At 61.2% G+C, this 18,683-nt stretch carries 16 protein-coding genes; 14 read left to right on the top strand and 2 right to left on the bottom strand.

Annotated features, from left to right (window positions below):
• Nucleotides 1–19: 19 nt before the first annotated feature.
• Nucleotides 20–2,947, bottom strand: coding sequence for a THUMP domain-containing protein (locus H2Z84_RS21465; protein WP_309545452.1), 2,928 nt, complete (start codon nt 2,945–2,947; stop codon nt 20–22).
• Between the two features lie 119 nt (nt 2,948–3,066).
• Between H2Z84_RS21465 and mutY the strand changes: the two genes are divergently transcribed.
• From mutY to deoD, 7 genes are all read left to right on the top strand, one after another.
• A complete protein-coding gene (gene mutY / locus H2Z84_RS07340; RefSeq protein ID WP_220272734.1) occupies nt 3,067–4,104 on the top strand; it encodes an A/G-specific adenine glycosylase in 1,038 nt (345 codons plus the stop codon).
• Between the two features lie 54 nt (nt 4,105–4,158).
• Nucleotides 4,159–6,363 (top strand): RelA/SpoT family protein, encoded by a 2,205-nt coding sequence (locus H2Z84_RS07345; protein WP_181835394.1) that lies wholly within the window; start codon nt 4,159–4,161, stop codon nt 6,361–6,363.
• A gap of 9 nt (nt 6,364–6,372) precedes the next feature.
• Nucleotides 6,373–6,795: an NUDIX hydrolase gene (locus H2Z84_RS07350; protein WP_181835395.1), complete on the top strand. Its 423-nt coding sequence runs from the start codon at nt 6,373–6,375 to the stop codon at nt 6,793–6,795.
• Nucleotides 6,796–6,972: 177 nt separating this feature from the next.
• Nucleotides 6,973–7,740, top strand: coding sequence for a deoxyribose-phosphate aldolase (gene deoC / locus H2Z84_RS07355; RefSeq protein WP_181835396.1), 768 nt, complete (start codon nt 6,973–6,975; stop codon nt 7,738–7,740).
• A 117-nt stretch (nt 7,741–7,857) separates the two neighbouring features.
• On the top strand, nt 7,858–9,183 hold the full coding sequence (deoA, locus tag H2Z84_RS07360) for a thymidine phosphorylase (RefSeq protein WP_181835397.1): 1,326 nt from the start codon (nt 7,858–7,860) through the stop codon (nt 9,181–9,183).
• A 17-nt stretch (nt 9,184–9,200) separates the two neighbouring features.
• A complete protein-coding gene (locus tag H2Z84_RS07365; RefSeq protein WP_181835398.1) occupies nt 9,201–10,415 on the top strand; it encodes a phosphopentomutase in 1,215 nt (404 codons plus the stop codon).
• A gap of 23 nt (nt 10,416–10,438) precedes the next feature.
• Complete coding sequence (gene deoD, locus H2Z84_RS07370) at nt 10,439–11,149, top strand: purine-nucleoside phosphorylase (protein WP_181835399.1); 711 nt, start codon at nt 10,439–10,441, stop codon at nt 11,147–11,149.
• Between the two features lie 304 nt (nt 11,150–11,453).
• On the opposite strand, the gene H2Z84_RS07375 is transcribed toward deoD, so the two are convergent.
• Nucleotides 11,454–11,648 (bottom strand): hypothetical protein, encoded by a 195-nt coding sequence (locus H2Z84_RS07375; protein ID WP_181835400.1) that lies wholly within the window; start codon nt 11,646–11,648, stop codon nt 11,454–11,456.
• A gap of 45 nt (nt 11,649–11,693) precedes the next feature.
• Here H2Z84_RS07375 and rplM point away from each other — a divergent pair, with 45 nt between their 5' ends.
• From rplM to H2Z84_RS07410, 7 genes are all read left to right on the top strand, one after another.
• Nucleotides 11,694–12,128: a 50S ribosomal protein L13 gene (gene rplM, locus H2Z84_RS07380; protein WP_059284599.1), complete on the top strand. Its 435-nt coding sequence runs from the start codon at nt 11,694–11,696 to the stop codon at nt 12,126–12,128.
• 10 nt (nt 12,129–12,138) lie between these two features.
• Nucleotides 12,139–12,531: a 30S ribosomal protein S9 gene (gene rpsI / locus H2Z84_RS07385; protein WP_103526466.1), complete on the top strand. Its 393-nt coding sequence runs from the start codon at nt 12,139–12,141 to the stop codon at nt 12,529–12,531.
• 351 nt (nt 12,532–12,882) lie between these two features.
• The gene (locus H2Z84_RS07390) at nt 12,883–14,763 is read left to right on the top strand and encodes a methyl-accepting chemotaxis protein (RefSeq protein WP_181835401.1); all 1,881 of its coding nucleotides are present in this window, start codon (nt 12,883–12,885) and stop codon (nt 14,761–14,763) included.
• Nucleotides 14,764–14,864: 101 nt separating this feature from the next.
• Nucleotides 14,865–15,908: an N-acetyl-gamma-glutamyl-phosphate reductase gene (argC, locus tag H2Z84_RS07395; RefSeq protein ID WP_181835402.1), complete on the top strand. Its 1,044-nt coding sequence runs from the start codon at nt 14,865–14,867 to the stop codon at nt 15,906–15,908.
• A 96-nt stretch (nt 15,909–16,004) separates the two neighbouring features.
• The gene (erpA, locus tag H2Z84_RS07400) at nt 16,005–16,355 is read left to right on the top strand and encodes an iron-sulfur cluster insertion protein ErpA (protein ID WP_103525493.1); all 351 of its coding nucleotides are present in this window, start codon (nt 16,005–16,007) and stop codon (nt 16,353–16,355) included.
• A gap of 77 nt (nt 16,356–16,432) precedes the next feature.
• The gene (locus tag H2Z84_RS07405; protein WP_181835403.1) at nt 16,433–17,296 is read left to right on the top strand and encodes a CheR family methyltransferase; all 864 of its coding nucleotides are present in this window, start codon (nt 16,433–16,435) and stop codon (nt 17,294–17,296) included.
• Between the two features lie 110 nt (nt 17,297–17,406).
• The gene (locus H2Z84_RS07410) at nt 17,407–18,663 is read left to right on the top strand and encodes a D-amino acid dehydrogenase (RefSeq protein WP_181835404.1); all 1,257 of its coding nucleotides are present in this window, start codon (nt 17,407–17,409) and stop codon (nt 18,661–18,663) included.
• The last annotated feature ends 20 nt before the right edge of the window (nt 18,664–18,683 follow it).

An 18,683-nucleotide genomic window follows, 5' to 3' on the forward strand; every position in this document is an offset into this window, starting at 1 on the left:
TCACGCATACCGCAGGAGATTACTCGGCATCCTTCCCTTCGTCGGCAGCGTTATCGGCATCGGCAGCCGGTTTTTCGCGGCGGGCACTCCCTGCCACCATGGGAATGGCAAACAAGCGGCAGGGCAGCGAGCCGTTGAACAGCGGGGTGCGACGCTTGACCGACAGGTGAATCATGTCGGACAGGCGCAGGTCGCCACTGAAGAAGTGGGCAGTCCAGCCAGCAAAGTACGCTTTCAGCCAGTCGCCCAGCTGCGGGTACAGCTCGGCCAGCGCGTCTTGCTCATCCATGCGCACGCCATAGGGCGGGTTGGTGACGATAAAGCCGCTGTCGGCAAACGGGCGTGCTTCCAGGATGTCCTGTGCCTGCAGTTCGATGGCATCGGCCAGGCCGGCGCGTTGCAGGTTGGCACGGGCAATCGGCAGCATGTTGAGGGCACGGTCGCTGCCCTTGATGGCCAGGTCGCGTACCGGCAGCTCGGCGGCGCGGGCTTCGCTCAGCAGGGCTTCCCAGGACAGGGCGTCGAATTCGCGCAGGCGCTGGAAGCCGAAGCGGCGGTTGCGGCCTGGTGCACGCTTGAGGGCGATGTCGGCTGCTTCCACCAGGAAGGTGCCGCTGCCACACATCGGGTCCAGCAAGGGCTGGCTGCCATCGTAACCGGCAATCAGCAAGATGCCGGCAGCCAGGTTTTCCCGGAGCGGCGCTTCGCCGGTTTCCTCGCGCCAGCCGCGCTTGAACAGCGGCTCGCCGCTGGTATCCAGGTAAATGGTGGCGTGGTCGCGGGTGAGGAAGGTGTGGATGCGCATGTCCGGTTCGCGAGTGTCCACATTGGGACGGCCGGCATTGGCCTGACGGAAGCGGTCGCACACGGCATCTTTCACCTTGAGCGAAACAAAATCCAGGCTGCGCAATTGTGCGCCGATGGCATCGGTTTTTACCTTGATGCTGCGCGATACGTCGAACCAGCGCGGCCAGTCGATCTGCATGGCCAGCTGGTAGATGTCGCTTTCCTGCTGGTAGCCACCTTCAGCCAGTTTCAGCAGCACGCGGCTGGCAGTGCGGCTGTAGAGGTTGGCCTTCATCATGATGTCGGCGTCGCCATTGAAGGCCACGCCGCCGTCTACCTTGCTGACATTGCTGGCACCCAGTGCATTGAGTTCGGCGACCAGGGTCATTTCCAGGCCACGCGGGCAGGGAGAGAACAAGGCCAGCTGATTGTGGCGCAGGCCGGACAGGGCGTAGACCGATTGTTCTGCGGGCTTGCCGCTCCAGGCCGGCTTGGCGCTGTCTCCGTGCTGGCGGCTGTCGTGCTGGCGCGGTGCGCGCGGGTCGCGCTCCATGCGGCGATTATTGTCGAAGGGCTTCAGGCTGCTCGGTCGATCGCTCCAGCTGCCACGTTCGTCGCGTGCATCACGGCGCGGGGCCTGCTCGCGGCTGTCTTCACGGCGGAAGCTGTTGTCACGCGGGCTGTCGGATGGCTTGCTGAACAGTTTGCGCTGGCCGCCTTCGGCACGCGGCTTGTCTTCGCGCTCGAAGCGGCGCGGTGCGGCTGCTGGTGTGCTTTCATCACGACGGAAGCGGTTTTCGCGCTCGGCGCTCGGTGCCGGCAGGATTTCCGGGTCGTAGTAACTGGCGGCATTATTGCGCTCGCTCGGGCTCGGGGCCTGTTCGTGCGGGCCATCATTGCGCGGTGCGGCAGGTTTGGAGAACAGCTTGCGCGGTGCCTGTTCCTGCGGCGCTGTATCGTCGCTGCGGAAACGGTTTTCCCGCTCAACCGGCGCCTTGTCGTAGCTGCGCGGGCTGTGCTGTTCTTCACGTTCAAAACGGCGCGGGGCTGCTTCGCGGCGGAAGCTGTCATCACGTGTTGCTGGCGGCGCATTGCGCTCGGCAGGCTTGGAAAACAGCTTGCGCGGGCCTTGTTCTACTGCTGCCGGAATGGTGGGTGTACTCGCCGCAGGGGTATCCCGCTCCACATGACGCGGCGCATGCGGCTTGTGTTCGATCTGGCGATCAGGCTGGCTGTTCAGTGGTTTGCGGCCGGACGGGCCACGATCACGTTGATAGCTGCGTTCGCCTTCCGGGCGGCGCGATTCGTGCAGATCACCACGGCTGTCGGCCGGGTGCAGGCTGCGCGGTGCCGAGGCATCGCGTTCGCGCGGTGGGTAGGGCTTGCGCTCGCGGTCGTCACGGTTGTAGGGCTTGCGTTCGCCATCACGGGGTTCGAAACGACGCGGTTCGCCGTCGCGCGGCGGGTAGGGCTTGCGCTCGCGGTCGTCACGGTTGTAGGGCTTGCGTTCGCCATCACGGGGTTCGAAACGACGCGGTTCGCCGTCGCGCGGCGGGTAGGGCTTGCGCTCGCGGTCGTCGCGGTTATACGGCTTGCGTTCGCCATCACGTGGTTCGAAGCGCTTTTCGCCATCACGCGGCGGGTAGGGTTTGCGCTCACGATCGTCACGGTTGTAGGGCTTGCGTTCACCATCACGCGGCTCGAAGCGCTTTTCGCCGTCACGCGGCGGGTAGGGCTTGCGCTCGCGGTCGTCACGGTTGTACGGCTTGCGTTCACCATCACGTGGCTCGAAGCGCTTTTCGCCGTCACGCGGCGGGTAGGGTTTGCGCTCACGATCGTCACGGTTGTACGGCTTGCGTTCACCATCACGCGGTTCGAAGCGTTTTTCGCCGTCACGCGGCGGGTAGGGCTTGCGTTCACCATCGCGCTGCTGGAACTGGCGTTCGCCTTGACGTGGCGGCTGGCCGCCGGCCGGACGACGTGCGGAGTAAGGATCACGCGGGCCGCTGGCCGATGGTGCCTTTTTCTGGATGATGGGTCCCTTGGCCGCGCCTTCGGCTGATGCTGCGGCGTTGCCAGCGGCAGGCTGAGCGGAGTCTGTTTCGCTGCTGCTGATATCGCGGCGCAGATTGGCGCGCTGGCGTGAACGGAAAGTGGCCATGGGTACATCCTTAATAAGCAATCTTTCATTTTACCTTATTTGCCGCGACACTGCTTGGTGCCTCCTCGCCTTTGAGGTAGCATGTCCGGTTCCCTTTTGCATAAACGCGGGCCCGCATGTTGCAGGATTCATTTGCCACCCGCTTGGTGGCCTGGCAAAAACAGCATGGCCGTCACGATCTGCCCTGGCAGGTGAGCGACCCCTACCGGGTGTGGCTGTCGGAAATCATGTTGCAGCAGACCCAGGTCACTGCGGTGTTGGAGTACTACGCCCGCTTTCTGCTGCGCTTTCCCGATGTGGCGTCGCTGGCGGCAGCTTCGGTGGACGAAGTGCTGGCCTTGTGGAGCGGGCTTGGCTATTACAGCCGGGCACGTAATTTACATAAGGCAGCGGTGATGGTGGTGGACGAATTTGGCGGCCATTTTCCGGTGCAGCGCGAGGCATTGCAGCGCTTGCCGGGAGTAGGGCGTTCCACCGCCGCTGCCATTGCCTCCTTCGCCTTCGCTCAGCGCGAAACCATTCTGGATGGCAATGTCAAAAGAGTGCTCACGCGCTGCTTCGGCATTGCAGGCTTTCCCGGTGAAAAAGCCGTTGAAAAGCAGCTGTGGGCCTTGGCCGAAGCCCTGCTGCCTGCTGACAGCAGCCAGATGACCGCCTACACCCAGGGCCTGATGGACCTGGGCGCCACCGTATGTGGCCGCAAGCCGGCCTGTACCGTTTGCCCGATGGTGGATGGCTGTGTGGCTGCCCGGCAGGGCCGCACCCACGAACTGCCGACGCCGCGCCCGAAAAAGGCGGTGCCCACCCGCCACACCGTCATGTTGCTGGCGCAGCATGGCGACCGTATCTGGCTGGAGCGGCGGCCACCTTCCGGCATCTGGGGTGGGCTGTTGTCGCTGCCGGAGTTTGCCGACAGCATGGCGCTGGAGGCCTGGTTTGCCCGGCAGGGCAGTGGTGATGTACTGCCATCCTGGCCCGAGCTGGAGCATGTGTTTACCCATTACCGCTTGATCATTACCCCGGTGCCGGCGCGGCTGGATACGCTGGCGGCCACCGGAGTGCAGGAATCCGCCGGACAGTGGATACCCTTGCAGCAGGCGCTGGAGGCGGGCTTGCCCGCGCCGGTGAAGCGACTGTTGCAACGTCTGCTGGCCTGACCGACGGAAGTTGGCATCCATTTTTTGTGCAGCACTGCTGCCCAGGTGTGAAATATGGTTTCCGTAGTACGTTCGATGGCCGATACCCTGGCCGATGCCGCCGACCCGACACGGTGGCTTGAACTGTTGTCCGCCAGCCTGCCCCAGGCCGAATCCGACCTGCTGAGCCGCGCCTTTGCCGCAGCCCGCGAACTCTACCGTGGCAAGGTGCTGGCCAGTACGGGCGAAGACCTGTTCAGTCATGCGGTATCCGCCGCGGCCATCGTGGCCGATCTCAATCTGCTGACCGATGCCATCGTCGCCACCCTGCTGTTTGCCGTGCCGGACCAGCGCGCCGAGTGGCAGGAATGGATGACGGAAAACTTCGGCCAGACCGTGACCGTGCTGGTGGATGGCGTGGGCGGCGTGCGCCGCATTACCGAACTGGCGCGCATCGACAAGCTGGAAACCCCGGAAGAGCGCGCCCGCCAGGCAGAAACCATGCGCAAGATGCTGCTGGCCATGGTGGCGGATATCCGCGTGGTGCTGATCAAGCTGGCTTGGCGCACCCAGACCATGCACTACCTGCCCCATGTGCATGACGAGGCAGTACGGCGCGCCATTGCAACCGAAACGCTGGACCTGTTTGCCCCCTTGGCCAACCGCCTGGGGGTGTGGCAGATCAAGTGGGAGCTGGAAGACCTGGGCTTTCGTCATACCGAGCCCGACAGCTACAAGAAAATTGCCAAGCTGCTGGATGAGCGTCGGCTGGAGCGCATCGACTATATCGGCCGCGTGCTGGACACCCTGCGCGGCGAGCTGAAAGCGGCCGGGGTCAAGGCCGAGGTGGCTGGCCGACCCAAGCATATTTTCTCCATCTGGAAAAAGATGAAGAAGAAAAAGCTCGATTTTACCGAGCTGTACGACATCCGCGCCGTGCGCATCCTGGTGGACAAGCTGCCGGACTGCTACACCGCGCTGGGCATCATCCATGGCATGTGGCAGCCCATTCCCGGCGAGTTCGACGACTACATCTCCCACCCCAAGGCCAATAACTACCGCAGCCTGCATACGGCGGTGATCGGCCCGGAAGACAAGGCGCTGGAAGTGCAGATCCGCACTTTCGAAATGCACGAACATGCCGAATTCGGCGTGGCCGCGCACTGGCGCTACAAGGAAGGTGGCAAGGGCGATGCGCAGTACGAGGAAAAAATCTCCTGGCTGCGCCAACTGCTGGACTGGCGCGAGGAAATGTCCGACCGCGAAGGGCTGGCGGAAGCCTTCAAGACCGAGCTGTTCTCCGACACCATCTATGTGCTGACGCCGCAAGGCCGGGTGCTGGCGCTGCCGCACGGTGCCACTCCCATCGATTTCGCCTATGCCATTCACTCCGGCCTGGGCAACCGCTGCCGTGGTGCCAAGGTGGAAGGGCAGATCGTACCCCTGTCCACCCCCTTGCAGAATGGCCAGCGGGTAGAGGTACTGACCGCCAAGGAAGGTGGACCGTCGGTCAACTGGCTGCACGACGGCTGGGTCAAGAGCCACCGCGCCATTTCCAAGATCCGCCAGTATATCCGCCTGCAAAATGCCGATACCGTGCGTGAAACCGGCAAGCAATTGTTCGAGCGCGAACTGGCGCGCCATCCGCATCTGCAGCCCAATCTGGGTGCGCTGGCGGAAAAGCTGGGCTATGCCAAGATGGACGAGCTGTACGGTGCCATGGGCCATGGCGAACTCAGTGTCCGTGCCGTGGCCAATGCCATTCTCAGCTTTGCCCCGCCGCCGCCAGCGGATGTGGAGCCGGAAAGCATCATCCGCGCCAGTCGGGGCGGCCATGATGCGGGCGGCATCCTGATCGAAGGCGTGGACAACCTGATGACGGTGCTGGCCAAGTGCTGCAAGCCGGCACCGCCGGATGCCGTGGTCGGTTTTGTCACCAAGGGCCGCGGTATCTCCATCCATCGCACCAATTGCCTCACACTCAAGCGCTTGTCAGCCGATGTGCCGGAGCGGCTGATTTCAGCGGGTTGGGGCGATCAGAAAAGCAGTGTGTTTCCGATTGATATTGAAGTAGTGTCGTTGGATCGTGGCGGCCTGTTGCGGGATATTTCCGATGTGTTGTCGCGGGAAAAGCTCAACCTGATCGCCGTGCATACCCTGTCGCGCGACATGCGCGCCAAGATGCGCTTTACCGTGGAAGTTCGCCAGGTTCAGGACATCAGCCGGGTACTGGCACGCATGATGGAGCTGCCCGGTGTGACCGACGCACGGCGGGTGTAAGGACCGGCCATGCGTGAGTCGTTTTGCGGAGCCAAGGCGGCGCTGTTTTATCAGGACAGCCTGCTGGTGTATCTGCGTGACGACAAGCCCGGCCTGCCCTTTGCCGCCTGCTGGGATTTTCCCGGTGGCGGCAGGGAAGGGCAGGAAAGCCCGTTTGCCTGTCTGCAGCGTGAGACCACAGAAGAATTCGGCATCCTGCTACGGCCGGAGCAACTACTCTGGCAGCGCAGCTACCCCAGCTGGCACCAGCCCGGTGTCGTCAGCTTTTTCATGGTGGGCCAGCTCGACGCGGCGCAGGTCAGTACCATCCGTTTTGGCGACGAAGGCCAGTACTGGGGCTGGATGACGCCCGCCGAGTATCTGGACCATCGCGCCGCCGTTCCCTATCTGCAGCAACGTTTGCAACACTATCTGCAACACATGGCCGGCTAAGCGCTGCGACGTATGCTCCAGAGCCGGTTAGGCCTGGAAGCCATTGTCCTGTTCGGCTGCTTCCTGCTATTCACGATTGCTTTCAGCTAAAGATATTTCCATAATCTGTCCCTTGAATCTGCGGGCATGGCGACTGGCCATGGCCTGGCATGCAGATGACAACCCAGCAGGAATCCCATGTCAGAACTCATTACTGCCGCGCGTCGCGCCCTGTCCATGATGGACCTCACCACCCTGAACGATGACGATACCGATGCCCGGGTGATCGCCCTGTGCCAGCAGGCCAGCAGCAGCGCCGGTACTGTGGCGGCACTGTGCGTGTTTCCGCGTTTTGTCGCGCTGGCGCACCGCACGCTGGATGAGCTGGGCCTGTCACAGGTCAAGGTCGCTACCGTAACCAACTTCCCGGCTGGCGGCGCTGATGTCGCACAGGCCGTGGCCGAAACCGAGGCCGCCATCGCCGCCGGGGCTGACGAAGTGGATGTGGTGTTTCCCTACCGTGCGCTGATGGCCGGCAATGCCGAAGTCGGGGCCGAACTGGTGGCCGCCTGCAAGGAAGCTTGTGGTGACAAAGTGCTGAAAGTCATCATCGAAAGCGGCGTGCTGCACGAGCCGGCACTGATTCGTCAGGCCAGCCTGATCGCCATCGAAGCCGGGGCTGACTTTATCAAGACCTCCACCGGCAAGGTGCCGGTCAATGCCACGTTGGATGCGGCGGGCATCATGCTGGCCGCCATCCGTTCTACTGGTGCCCATTGTGGTTTCAAGGCCGCTGGCGGCGTACGCAGTGCCGCCGATGCGGCCGAATACATCGATCTGGCCGAACATCTGCTGGGCGAGTCGTGGGTGACGGCCGAGCGTTTCCGTTTTGGCGCGTCCAGCCTGCTGGCCAGCTTGCAGGCGGAAATTGCCGGTACCAGCAGCGCGCCCGCCAGCGGCTATTGACCCAAGCGGCAGGGCAGGCGGTGTATCGCTTGCCATACCAGGGCCGAAGCCTGTCTTCGGCCATCATTTTTTGCGGACGCTGCCGCAGATGCAGCAGCGTCGCCGCAGGAGAACAGCATGTTTTTGCCACAAGAAGTCATTCGCAGGAAACGCGATGGCCAGACGCTGTCGGCCGAGGAAATCCACCAGTTCGTGGCCGGTATTACCGATGACAGCGTGGCTGACAGCCAGATCGCCGCCCTGGCCATGGCGGTGTATTTTCGCGGCATGGAGCTGGAAGAAAACGTCGCGCTGGCCCTGGCCATGCGCGACTCCGGCCGTTGCCTGCACTGGGCCGACCTGAACTTGCCCGGCCCGGTGCTGGACAAGCACTCCACCGGCGGGGTCGGTGATGTGGTGTCACTGATGCTGGGCCCGCTGATTGCCGCCTGTGGCGGCTTTGTACCAATGATTTCCGGCCGTGGTCTGGGCCATACCGGCGGCACGCTGGACAAGCTGTCGGCCATTCCGGGCTACAACCCCTTTCCCACGCCCGAGCGTCTGCGACAGGTAGTGCGTGAGGTCGGCGTGGCCATCATCGGCCAGACCAGCGATCTGGCCCCGGCCGACCGCCGCTTCTATGCCACGCGAGACATCACCGCCACGGTGGAATCCATCGCGCTGATCACCGCCTCCATCCTGTCGAAAAAGCTGGCCGCCGGGCTGGATGTGCTGGTGATGGACGTCAAGGCCGGCAGCGGCGCCTTCATGCCCAGCATGGCAGCCTCCATCGCCCTGGCCGAGCGCATCGTCGAGGTGGGCAATGGCGCGGGAGTGCGTACCAGCGCACTGATTACCGACATGAGCCAGCCGCTGGCCAGCAGCGCTGGCAACAGTCTGGAAACCACCGAGGCAGTACGCTATCTGAAGGGCGAAGAGCGCAACCCGCGCCTGCACGCCATCACCATGGCCTTGTGCAGCGAAATGCTGCTGGCCGGCGGGCTGGCGGCCAGCGAGGACGATGCACGCCTGCAGCTGGAGCAGGCGCTGGACTCTGGCCGCGCTGCCGAGATCTTTGCCCGCATGGTGGCCGAGCTGGGTGGCCCGGCAGATTTTATCGAGCACTATCCGCGTTATCTGCCGGCGGCACCGGCGCTGCGCCCGGTCTATGCTGAGCGCAGCGGCTTTGTCGCCGCCATGGATACCCGAGCCCTGGGCATGGCGGTGTGTGCGCTGGGTGGTGGCCGTCGCCTGGCCAGTGACCAGCTGGACTACCGGGTTGGCCTGACGCAGTTTGTCGAACTGGGGCAGTGGGTGGCTGCCGATCAGCCCCTGCTGTTGATTCATGCTGCCGATGAGAGTGGGGCCGACGAAGCAGCCCGCCGCATCCGCAGCGCCATTAGCCTGAGCGAGGCAGCACCAGCGGCCTTGCCGCTGGTCTATCAGACCATCCACCGCCGCTAAGCGCAGGAGATCACATCATGCAACGCGCCATCATCCTGATACTTGACTCACTCGGCATCGGTGCCGCTGCCGATGCACCGCAATTCGGCGATGCCGGTAGCAATACCCTGGGCCATATCGCCATGGAAGCCGCCGCCGGTCGTGCCGACAAGGGTCGCAGCGGCCCGCTGCACCTGCCCAATCTGTCGAAAATGGGGCTGGGCCATGCCTGTCAGCTGTCCTCCGGCTATTTTCCTGCCGGCATGGAGCAGGCGGCCCCTCTTGCCGCTTATGGCTATGCCCGTGAGCTGTCCAGCGGCAAGGATACGCCGTCCGGTCACTGGGAGATCGCCGGGGTGCCGGTGCTGTTCGACTGGGGTTATTTCCGCGACAAGGACAACAGCTTCCCGCAGGCCCTGCTGGACGACATCGTGGCCCAGGCCGGCCTGCCGGGCTATCTGGGCAACTGCCACGCCTCCGGCACGGAAATTCTCGACCGGCTGGGCGAAGAACACATGCGCAGCGGCAAGCCCATTTTTTATACCTCGGCTGATTCGGTATTCCAGATTGCCTGCCACGAAGAAAGCTTCGGCCTAGAGCGGCTTTATGAGCTGTGCCGGATCACCCGCGCTGCGCTGGAGCCTTACAATATTGGCCGGGTGATCGCACGGCCCTTCCTGGGGGAAGGGCGCGGCCGGTTTGTCCGCACCGGCAACCGCAAGGACCTGGCGCTGCCGCCGCCAGCCGCTACCGTATTGCAAAAGCTGGCCGACGCTGGCGGGCAGGTGGTGTCCATCGGCAAGATCGCTGACATTTACGCCCATGTCGGCATCACTGAACAGCACAAGGCCACCGGCTTCGACCAGATCTGGGATGCCACGCTGGCCGCCATGTGCGACACACAGCAGCGCGCCATCATCATGGCCAACTTCGTCGATTTCGACTCCAGCTACGGTCATCGTCGCGATGTGGCGGGATACGCCGCTGCGCTGGAACAGTTCGACCGCCGTCTGCCCGAGGTCATGGCTGCCCTGCAGCCGGACGATATCCTGATCCTGTCTGCCGACCATGGTTGCGACCCGACCTGGCCCGGTACCGATCACACCCGCGAGCATATCCCGGTGCTGTGCTACGGCCATGGCGTCAAGCCCGGCTCCATCGGTGAGCGCGGCAGCTTTGCCGATATCGGCCAGAGCGTGGCCGCCCATCTGGGCCTGCCGGCCATGGATTACGGCCGCTCATTTCTGAACTGAACAATCCCACAAGGAAAACCACAATGGCTACACCGCATATCAACGCCCAGCCGGGTGATTTCGCCGAAACCGTGCTGATGCCGGGCGACCCGCTACGCGCCAAGATGATTGCCGAAACCTTTCTGCAGGAAGTGCGCGAGGTCACCAGCGTGCGCAATATGCTGGGCTATACCGGCAGCTACCAGGGCAAGCGGCTGTCAGTGATGGCGCATGGCATGGGCATTCCCTCCGCCAGCATCTACACCACCGAGCTGATCCAGCACTACGGGGTGAAAAACATCATTCGCATCGGTTCCTGCGGTGCCGTTACCGCCCGCACCCAGCTACGCGAGCTGTACATCGCCATGGGGGCCAGTACCGATAGCAAGGTCAACCGCATGCGTTTCAACCAGCACGACTTTGCTGCCATCGCCGACTACGAACTGCTGCGCACCGCCATGGACGTGGCGGCGGAGCAGGGGCGCAAGGTCACCGTGGGCAATGTGTTTTCGGCCGACCTGTTTTACGGCGTAGAGCCCAATATGCTGGAGGTGCTGGAAAAAATGAATGTGCAGGTCATCGAGATGGAGCTGGCCGGCATTTACAGTGTGGCGGCGCAGTATGGTGCCCGCGCCCTGGGCATTCTCACCGTTTCCGACATCATTCCCACCGGTGAGGCGGCCAGCGCTGAAGAGCGGCAAACCACCTTCCGCGAGATGATGGAGCTGGCACTGGCAACAGCCATCCGGCTGTAAAACGGTGGGAATATGTTTATATTGCAACGCAGCATAAATGCCAGTTTTTCGGGCCATCTCAAGCAAAATCAGCACTGAAAAGCAGCTTTTCTGTTGTGTTTCACAAGTGTAAAGCCCGCTTGCAGTGGGCTTTTCTCTTTTAATAACAATGTATTGCCTTGGTGTTGCACACCGCACAGCAAATTTTAGTGCGGTGCACAAAAAAGTCTTGCCAAACCGGGATGCGGTGCAGATAATGAAACCTGCATCAGGACGTGGCATGCAATGTGTGCGTTTTGGTGTTGTCTCCTCCATCCTCCTTCTTTTAGGTGGAACTTGGCGCAATCAGAATGGATTGCGCCTTTTTTTTTGCTTTATGATCGCTGTCCAGCCCTGGATAGTGGAAAACCGCCCGTTTGCCTGTTTTTGCAACAACTGTGGCAAAAACGAGCGGTTTTTGCCCTGGTTTTGCTTCCGCCATTTTCTTTGTCGCACAATGGTTTGACAGTGCAAAGGCCACTGTACTAGAATCCGTAACTTTCAAGAATTACGATGGAAGAGTTCCATGAAGACCTTTTCTGCCAAGCCGCATGAGGTTAAGCGCGAGTGGTTCGTGGTCGACGCCGAAGACAAGGTGCTGGGTCGCCTCGCCGCCGAAATCGCTCACCGCCTGCGTGGCAAGCACAAGCCGGAATACACTCCGCACGTTGATACCGGTGACTACATTGTCGTAGTCAACGTTGACAAACTGCGTGTTACTGGTAACAAAGCGCTGGACAAGAAGTACTACCGTCACTCCGGCTATCCTGGTGGTATCTACGAACGCAACTTCACCGAACTGCAAAACCAGTTCCCGGAGCGCGTTCTGGAAAAAGCCGTAAAAGGCATGCTGCCGAAGGGTCCGCTGGGTTACGCCATGATCAAGAAGCTCAAGGTGTACGCTGGTACCGAACATCCGCACACTGCCCAGCAGCCCAAAGTGCTGGAATTTCGTTTTTAAGGCATAGAGAATGAACGGTAAATACTACTACGGCACCGGCCGTCGCAAGAGCTCCGTTGCTCGCGTGTTCATGCAAAAGGGTAGCGGTCAGATCATCGTTAACGGCAAGCCTGTTGACGAATACTTTGCCCGCGAAACCGGTCGCATGGTTATCCGCCAGCCGCTGGTTCTGACCGAAAACCTCGAATCCTTCGACATTAAGGTTAATGTTGTTGGTGGTGGTGAAACCGGCCAGGCAGGTGCGATCCGTCACGGTATCACCCGCGCTCTGATCGACTTCGACACTATCCTGAAACCGGCTCTGTCGGCTGCAGGTTATGTTACCCGCGATGCTCGTGAAGTTGAACGTAAGAAGGTTGGCCTGCGTAAAGCTCGCCGTGCCAAGCAGTTCTCCAAGCGTTAATCGCAAGGTTTACTGTTTTCAGAAAAGCCGCCTTCGGGCGGCTTTTTCTATTTTCACTGTTCCCATCTTCCCGCTTGCGTGGCTTAGCCATCCTGTCAGCTGTTTTTCCTGCGGATCCTCTCCTATTTTCTGCTGTTTCTCCTGACAGATATGACCATATTCATATTGATGTCTTTAAAGTGTCATTTAAATTAATTAGTTTACAAAGAAAATGCCACAAGGTTTAACGGGTTTACCCTTGCCGTGTCTCGGTGTATGGTGGCCGCCTTTTCATGGTCTGGCCCATGGTGCCGACCAAGTCGGTAGCAGCTTCATGCGGTCTGCCAATCAGTTGAACAACGGGAAAACCAGATGTCTTTGAAACAACGCTTGCTGGCTTTTGTCGCCAGCTTGCTGGTAGTGGTGGTAACGGTATTGTCGGTGCTGTCCTATCAGCGCATGCGCACGGAAATCATCGAAGGGGTGCGCCACGAACTGGACGCGGCCATGTTGGGCAACCGCAATGCTTTGGGTAATTGGCTGGCCCAACGTAAGGATGCGGTGGAGGCCACGGCCAGTTTGTTGGTGAGCACCGGGGATGTGCTGCCGCAATTACAGCAGGGCAAGACTGCAGGGCGGTTCGACCAGCTGTTTGCCGGCTATGCCGACAAGCGCATGATTTATCAGCTGGCTGACAAGCACGCACCGGAGGGCTATGACCCGACCGCACGCCCCTGGTATAAGCAGGCCGCCGCCACTGGTGGCAGTATCGTTACCGAGCCCTATCTGTTTGCCTCGACCAAAAAACTGGGAGTAACGGTGGCCTATCCCTTGCTGCGTAATCAGCAACTACAGGGTGTGGTGGGCGGGGATATCTCGCTGGAAGGCATCATCAGCTTGGTGCAGGGCATCAAGCTGCGCGGCGATGGTTACGCTTTTCTGACTACCCGCAGCGGCAAGATCGTCGCTCACCCGGCGGCGGACAGCACGCTCAAACCGGTGGCCGAGGTGATGCCAGGGCTGGATGCGGCCTTGTTGCAGCAGGCAACGGACAGCAGCAAGACTGAAGAGGTCGAAATCGGTGGACGTGCGGTTTTCTTGCAGCTAGCTCCGGTGCCCGGCTCAGACTGGGTGCTGGGTAGTGTGGTCGACAAGGCTGCCATTCTGGCGCCGCTGCAGGGCTTGTTGATCACGCTGGTCGTGGCAGGTCTGTTGTGTAGCGTACTCGCCATCGTGCTGACACAGCTGGCGCTGACCCGTCTGCTGCGTGGCCTGGTGCGTTTGCGTGATGCCTTGCTGGAGATTTCCAGCGGTCAGGCCGACCTGACCCACCAGCTGCATGTGGAACCGCAGGATGAAATTGGCCAGACTGCCGAGGCTTTCAACCGCTTTGTTGCCAGTCTGCGCCGCATGTTTATCGATGTGCGCGAACACGCCTTGTCGCTCAACAGCGAGCTGGACAGCCTGAAGCAGGTGACGCACACCGTGAGTCTGCAGTCTGAGCGGCAGTCCGAGGTGTCCAGCGCCGCAGCCGCCACGATCGAACAGATTACCGTCAGCATCAATCACATTGCCGACAACGCCAGCATGGCCGAGCAAGTGGCGAGCCAGACCGGTGCCACCTCGCAGCACTCGGCACAGGCCGTTGGCCAACTGGCGGATGATATTGCCCATATCGCCCAGGAAGTGGGCCGGCTGGGTGGCGCGCTAAATGCGCTGGGGGATCGCTCCGGTCAGATGAATACCATCATCGGCGTGATCCGTGATATCGCCGATCAGACCAATCTGCTGGCACTGAATGCAGCCATCGAAGCGGCACGCGCGGGCGAAGCCGGCCGTGGCTTTGCCGTGGTGGCGGATGAGGTACGCAAGCTGGCCGAGCGCACGGCCAAGGCCACGGTGGAAATCGGCCAGTTGATCGATGCCACCCATGGCGACATTCGTACTGCGCTGAACGACATGAGCGAGACGCAGCGCTCGGTTGCCAGCGGTGTCGAGGCTTCACGCAGTGTGGCACAGGACATGTCCGGCATTCAGGGCCAGATTACCCAGGTGGTGGGTTCGATTCACGATATTGCCGACTCCACCCGCGAGCAGTCGGTGGCCACCACCGAAATGGCACGGGCTGCCGAGCAGGCCAACCGCGCCACCATGGAAACCGATCAGGCGGTACAGGGCGCGATGCAGACCGTGGCCGAGCTGCACCGGCTGTCATCCGATCTGCAGGCCATGGTGGCGCAGTTCCGCCTGTGAGTGACCACGGCTATGGTATGCACCAGAACGATGTTGCATCGCGCAAGGCTAGTCCTTAGACTGTCGCTTTTGCGACGTTTATTTATACAAGGAAGTACAGCATGATCAAGGTGGGCATCGTCGGCGGCACGGGTTATACCGGTGTCGAACTGTTGCGTCTTCTGGCCGGTCATCCCGGTGCCGAAGTCGTGGCCGTTACCTCGCGCAAGGAAGCGGGCATGAAAGTGGCCGAGATGTTCCCCAGCCTGCGCGGCCGCGTGGACGTGGCGTTTTCCACTCCGGACGAAACCCCGCTGGCTCAGTGCGATGTGGTATTTTTTGCCACCCCGCACGGTGTGGCCATGGCCCAGGCGCGTGAACTGCTGGCGGCCGGCGTAAAGGTAATCGACCTGGCGGCTGATTTCCGTCTGAAAGACCCTGCGGTATTCCAGCAATGGTATGCCATGGAGCACAGCTGCACCGATCTGCTGGCCGACGCCGTTTACGGCCTGCCCGAAGTCAACCGCGATGCCATCCGCGCAGCGCGTCTGGTCGGCATGGCCGGTTGCTATCCCACTTCGGTCCAGTTGGGCCTGCTGCCGCTGCTGGAAGGCGGCAAGAAGCTGATCGACAGCCAGACGCTGATCGCCGACTGCAAGTCCGGGGTGTCCGGTGCCGGGCGCAAGGCCGAAGTTGGCGCACTGCTGGCCGAAGCCGGTGACAACTTCAAGGCCTATGCGGTGAAGGGCCATCGTCATTCGCCGGAAATCGAGCAAGGCTTGTCCGCCATTCATGGTGCGCCGGTCAAGCTGACCTTTGTGCCGCACCTGACGCCGATGATTCGCGGCATCCACTCCACCATCTATGCCCGTATCAAGCCCGCAGCCATGGACACCGATTTCCAGGCGCTGTTCGAGCAACGCTATGCCGGCGAACCCTTTGTCGATGTACTGCCGGCTGGCAGCCACCCGGAAACCCGCAGCGTGCGTGGCTCCAACACCGCGCGTCTCGCTGTGCATCGTCCGGGTAATGGCGATCTGCTGATCATCCTGGTGGTGGAGGATAATCTGGTGAAAGGCGCATCCGGCCAGGCTGTGCAGACCATGAATCTGATGTTTGGCCAGCCGGAAAATGCCGGCCTGGACATCGTGCCGTTGCTGCCTTGACGCACTCGGCGATTGAATGTTGGCCATTCGCCCCGATATCCGACTAAAATAGTAGGTGAATGGCCGCAAGGCCGAAATCGATTTGCGAGGTGAACCATGTCTGCTACTACCGAAATGCCGTGCCCGATCAACTTTACCGACAGCGCTTGCAACAAGGTGCTGGACCTGATCGCGGAAGAAGGCAATCCTGATCTGAAACTGCGCGTATTCGTGACCGGTGGTGGCTGCTCCGGTTTTCAGTACGGTTTTACATTTGACGAAATCGCCAATGAGGACGATACCGCTATAGAGAGAGACGGTGTCACTTTCCTGGTCGACCCGATGAGCTACCAGTATCTGGTGGGCGCAGAAATCGATTATCAGGAAAGCCTGGAAGGCTCCCAGTTTGTCATTCGCAATCCGAACGCCACCACCACTTGTGGTTGCGGTTCGTCCTTCTCGGTGTAAACCGGGGCGAATGCAAACAGGAGTAGAATGAAAACCCGGACTCTGTTCCGGGTTTTTTTGTATCGGGGAAAATCAAGATGAATAAATTGCCGCCGCTGGTATTACCCAAGGTGGAATTCAATCGCGAGTTCAGTTTCAGCGATGCCGATTTCGAACGCATCCGCAAACTGATCTACAAGGAAGCCGGCATTTCGCTCAATCCGTCCAAGAAAGACATGGTGTACGGGCGACTGGTACGGCGTATTCGCGAGCTGAAGCTGGCCAGTTTCGCGGCCTATGTGGATTTTCTGGAATCGGTGTCGGGCAAGCGCGAGTTCGAGCAGTTCGTCAACGCGCTCACCACCAATCTGACCTTCTTCTTCCGCGAAGAACATCATTTCCCCATCCTGGCCGAGCATCTGAAACAGCGTGCGTCCGCCGGAGCCAGCGAGCTGTCCATCTGGTGCGCAGCCTCGTCTACTGGCGAGGAGCCGTATTCGCTGGCCATCACCGCGCTGGAAGCCTTCCCGCTGGCCAGCAAGCCCAGCATCAGCATCGTGGCGACCGATCTGGATACCAGCGTGCTGGAAACCGGCCGCAAGGGTATTTATTCCGACGACAAGATCGCCCGCCTGCCGCCCGGCCATGCGCAGAAGTATTTCGACAAGCTGCCGGATGGCAACTATCAGGCCAAGGCAGTGCTGCGCAATATGATCACTTTTCAGCGGCTGAACCTGATCGAGAACAACTGGGCGCTACGCAAGCAGTTCGATGCCATTTTCTGCCGCAATGTGATGATCTACTTTGATCGCGACACCCAGTTTGCGGTGCTGAAAAAGTTTGCCCCGCTGCTGAAGCCGGACGGCCTGCTGTTTGTCGGCCATTCGGAGAATTTCTATTTTGCCTCGGACTATTTTCACCTCAAGGGCAAAACCGTTTACCAGCACGCCGCGAAAAAGTAGCAGCCATCCCATTGAGCCGGCCTACGCTGCGGCGTAGTATCCGGGGTCTCAATCGAGTTAGCCAAACGGGCAGGCGCGTCTTGCCCGTTGTCACGTCTGCTGGAGTCGACATGAAGGTAGCAGTGCTGGGGTCTGGCGTGGTGGGGGTATCCACTGCCTGGTTTCTGGCCCGGGCAGGGCATGAGGTGGTGGTGCTGGATCGCGCCTGTGGGCCGGCGCGGGAAACCAGCTTTGCCAATGGCGGGCAGATTTCGGTCAGCCAGTCCGAACCCTGGGCCAATCCGTCGGCACCGTGGCAAATCATCAAATGGCTGTTGCGGGATGATGCGCCGCTGTTGTTCCGCATGCGGCTGGACCCGGCGCAATGGCGCTGGTGCTGGCAATTCCTGCTGGAATGTCGTGGTAGCCGGGCCGAGCACAATATGCGGCAGATGCTGGCGCTGGGGCGCTATAGCCGTGACACCCTGCAGCTGCTGCGTGCCGAACTGGGGCTGGACTACCAGCAGCAGACCCGTGGCATTGTGTCCTTGTTTCATAGCCAGCGCGAGCTGGATTCGGCAGCGCATGTGGCCAGCCAGATGCAGGCACTGGGCATGGACAAGCACATCATCAGCCGTGAAGAACTGGCGCGCATCGAACCGGCGCTGGCTGGCATCGCCCCGACGCTGGCCGGGGCCAGCTACTGCCCTTCCGATGAATCGGGCGATGTGCATCTGTATAGCTGTGCCATGGCCGAGCATGCCGCCCGGGCCGGGGTGGAGTTCCGCTTCAATACCCGTATCAATGCACTGGAAACCGCTGGTGGGCGCATCAGTGGCGTGTCGGTCAACCTGCCAGCGGGCAACTACAGCCAGGTGACCGCCGATGCCTATGTGCTGGCCGTGGGCAGCTATTCACCGCTGCTGGCGGCACCAATAGGCATCCGCCTGCCGATCTACCCATGGAAAGGCTATTCCGCCACCCTGCCGCTGCGTGACCCGGCCAGCGCACCGACAACTAGCATTACCGACGAAGCCTACAAGGTGGTGATTTCCCGCCTTGGCTCAAGATTGCGCATTGCCGGTACGGCCGAGTTGGCTGGCTATTCCAGCAGCCTGAATGCGGTGCGCTGTCAGGCCTTGCTCAAGCGCGGACAAGCACTGATGCCGGATGTCGCCGACTGGGAGGCGGCCGAGTTCTGGAGCGGCCTGCGGCCGGCCACACCGGGCAATGTGCCGCTGATTGGCCGTAGTCGCTATGCCAATCTTTACCTCAATACCGGCCACGGCACGCTGGGCTGGACGGAAGGCGCTGGCAGCGGTAGAGCGCTGGCGGAAATCATCAGTGGCCGCACCCCGCCCATTGACTTTGCCTTTCAGGGGATTTGATCCGGCGCAGCGGGTAGCGC

It is taken from the genome of Aquitalea aquatica (assembly GCF_013911085.1).
GTDB lineage: Bacteria > Pseudomonadota > Gammaproteobacteria > Burkholderiales > Chromobacteriaceae > Aquitalea > Aquitalea aquatica.

What these genes read in the sequence shown, in the direction of transcription:
- H2Z84_RS21465 (WP_309545452.1), bottom strand. Translation starts at nt 2,947, where the DNA reads ATGGCCACTTTCCGTTCACGCCAGCGCGCCAATCTGCGCCGCGATATC.
- H2Z84_RS07345 (WP_181835394.1), top strand. Translation starts at nt 4,159, where the DNA reads ATGGTTTCCGTAGTACGTTCGATGGCCGATACCCTGGCCGATGCCGCC.
- erpA (WP_103525493.1), top strand. Translation starts at nt 16,005, where the DNA reads ATGTCTGCTACTACCGAAATGCCGTGCCCGATCAACTTTACCGACAGC.
- H2Z84_RS07410 (WP_181835404.1), top strand. Translation starts at nt 17,407, where the DNA reads ATGAAGGTAGCAGTGCTGGGGTCTGGCGTGGTGGGGGTATCCACTGCC.
- deoA (WP_181835397.1), top strand. Translation starts at nt 7,858, where the DNA reads ATGTTTTTGCCACAAGAAGTCATTCGCAGGAAACGCGATGGCCAGACG.
- rplM (WP_059284599.1), top strand. Translation starts at nt 11,694, where the DNA reads ATGAAGACCTTTTCTGCCAAGCCGCATGAGGTTAAGCGCGAGTGGTTC.
- argC (WP_181835402.1), top strand. Translation starts at nt 14,865, where the DNA reads ATGATCAAGGTGGGCATCGTCGGCGGCACGGGTTATACCGGTGTCGAA.
- H2Z84_RS07390 (WP_181835401.1), top strand. Translation starts at nt 12,883, where the DNA reads ATGTCTTTGAAACAACGCTTGCTGGCTTTTGTCGCCAGCTTGCTGGTA.
- deoD (WP_181835399.1), top strand. Translation starts at nt 10,439, where the DNA reads ATGGCTACACCGCATATCAACGCCCAGCCGGGTGATTTCGCCGAAACC.
- H2Z84_RS07365 (WP_181835398.1), top strand. Translation starts at nt 9,201, where the DNA reads ATGCAACGCGCCATCATCCTGATACTTGACTCACTCGGCATCGGTGCC.
- deoC (WP_181835396.1), top strand. Translation starts at nt 6,973, where the DNA reads ATGTCAGAACTCATTACTGCCGCGCGTCGCGCCCTGTCCATGATGGAC.
- H2Z84_RS07350 (WP_181835395.1), top strand. Translation starts at nt 6,373, where the DNA reads ATGCGTGAGTCGTTTTGCGGAGCCAAGGCGGCGCTGTTTTATCAGGAC.
- rpsI (WP_103526466.1), top strand. Translation starts at nt 12,139, where the DNA reads ATGAACGGTAAATACTACTACGGCACCGGCCGTCGCAAGAGCTCCGTT.
- H2Z84_RS07405 (WP_181835403.1), top strand. Translation starts at nt 16,433, where the DNA reads ATGAATAAATTGCCGCCGCTGGTATTACCCAAGGTGGAATTCAATCGC.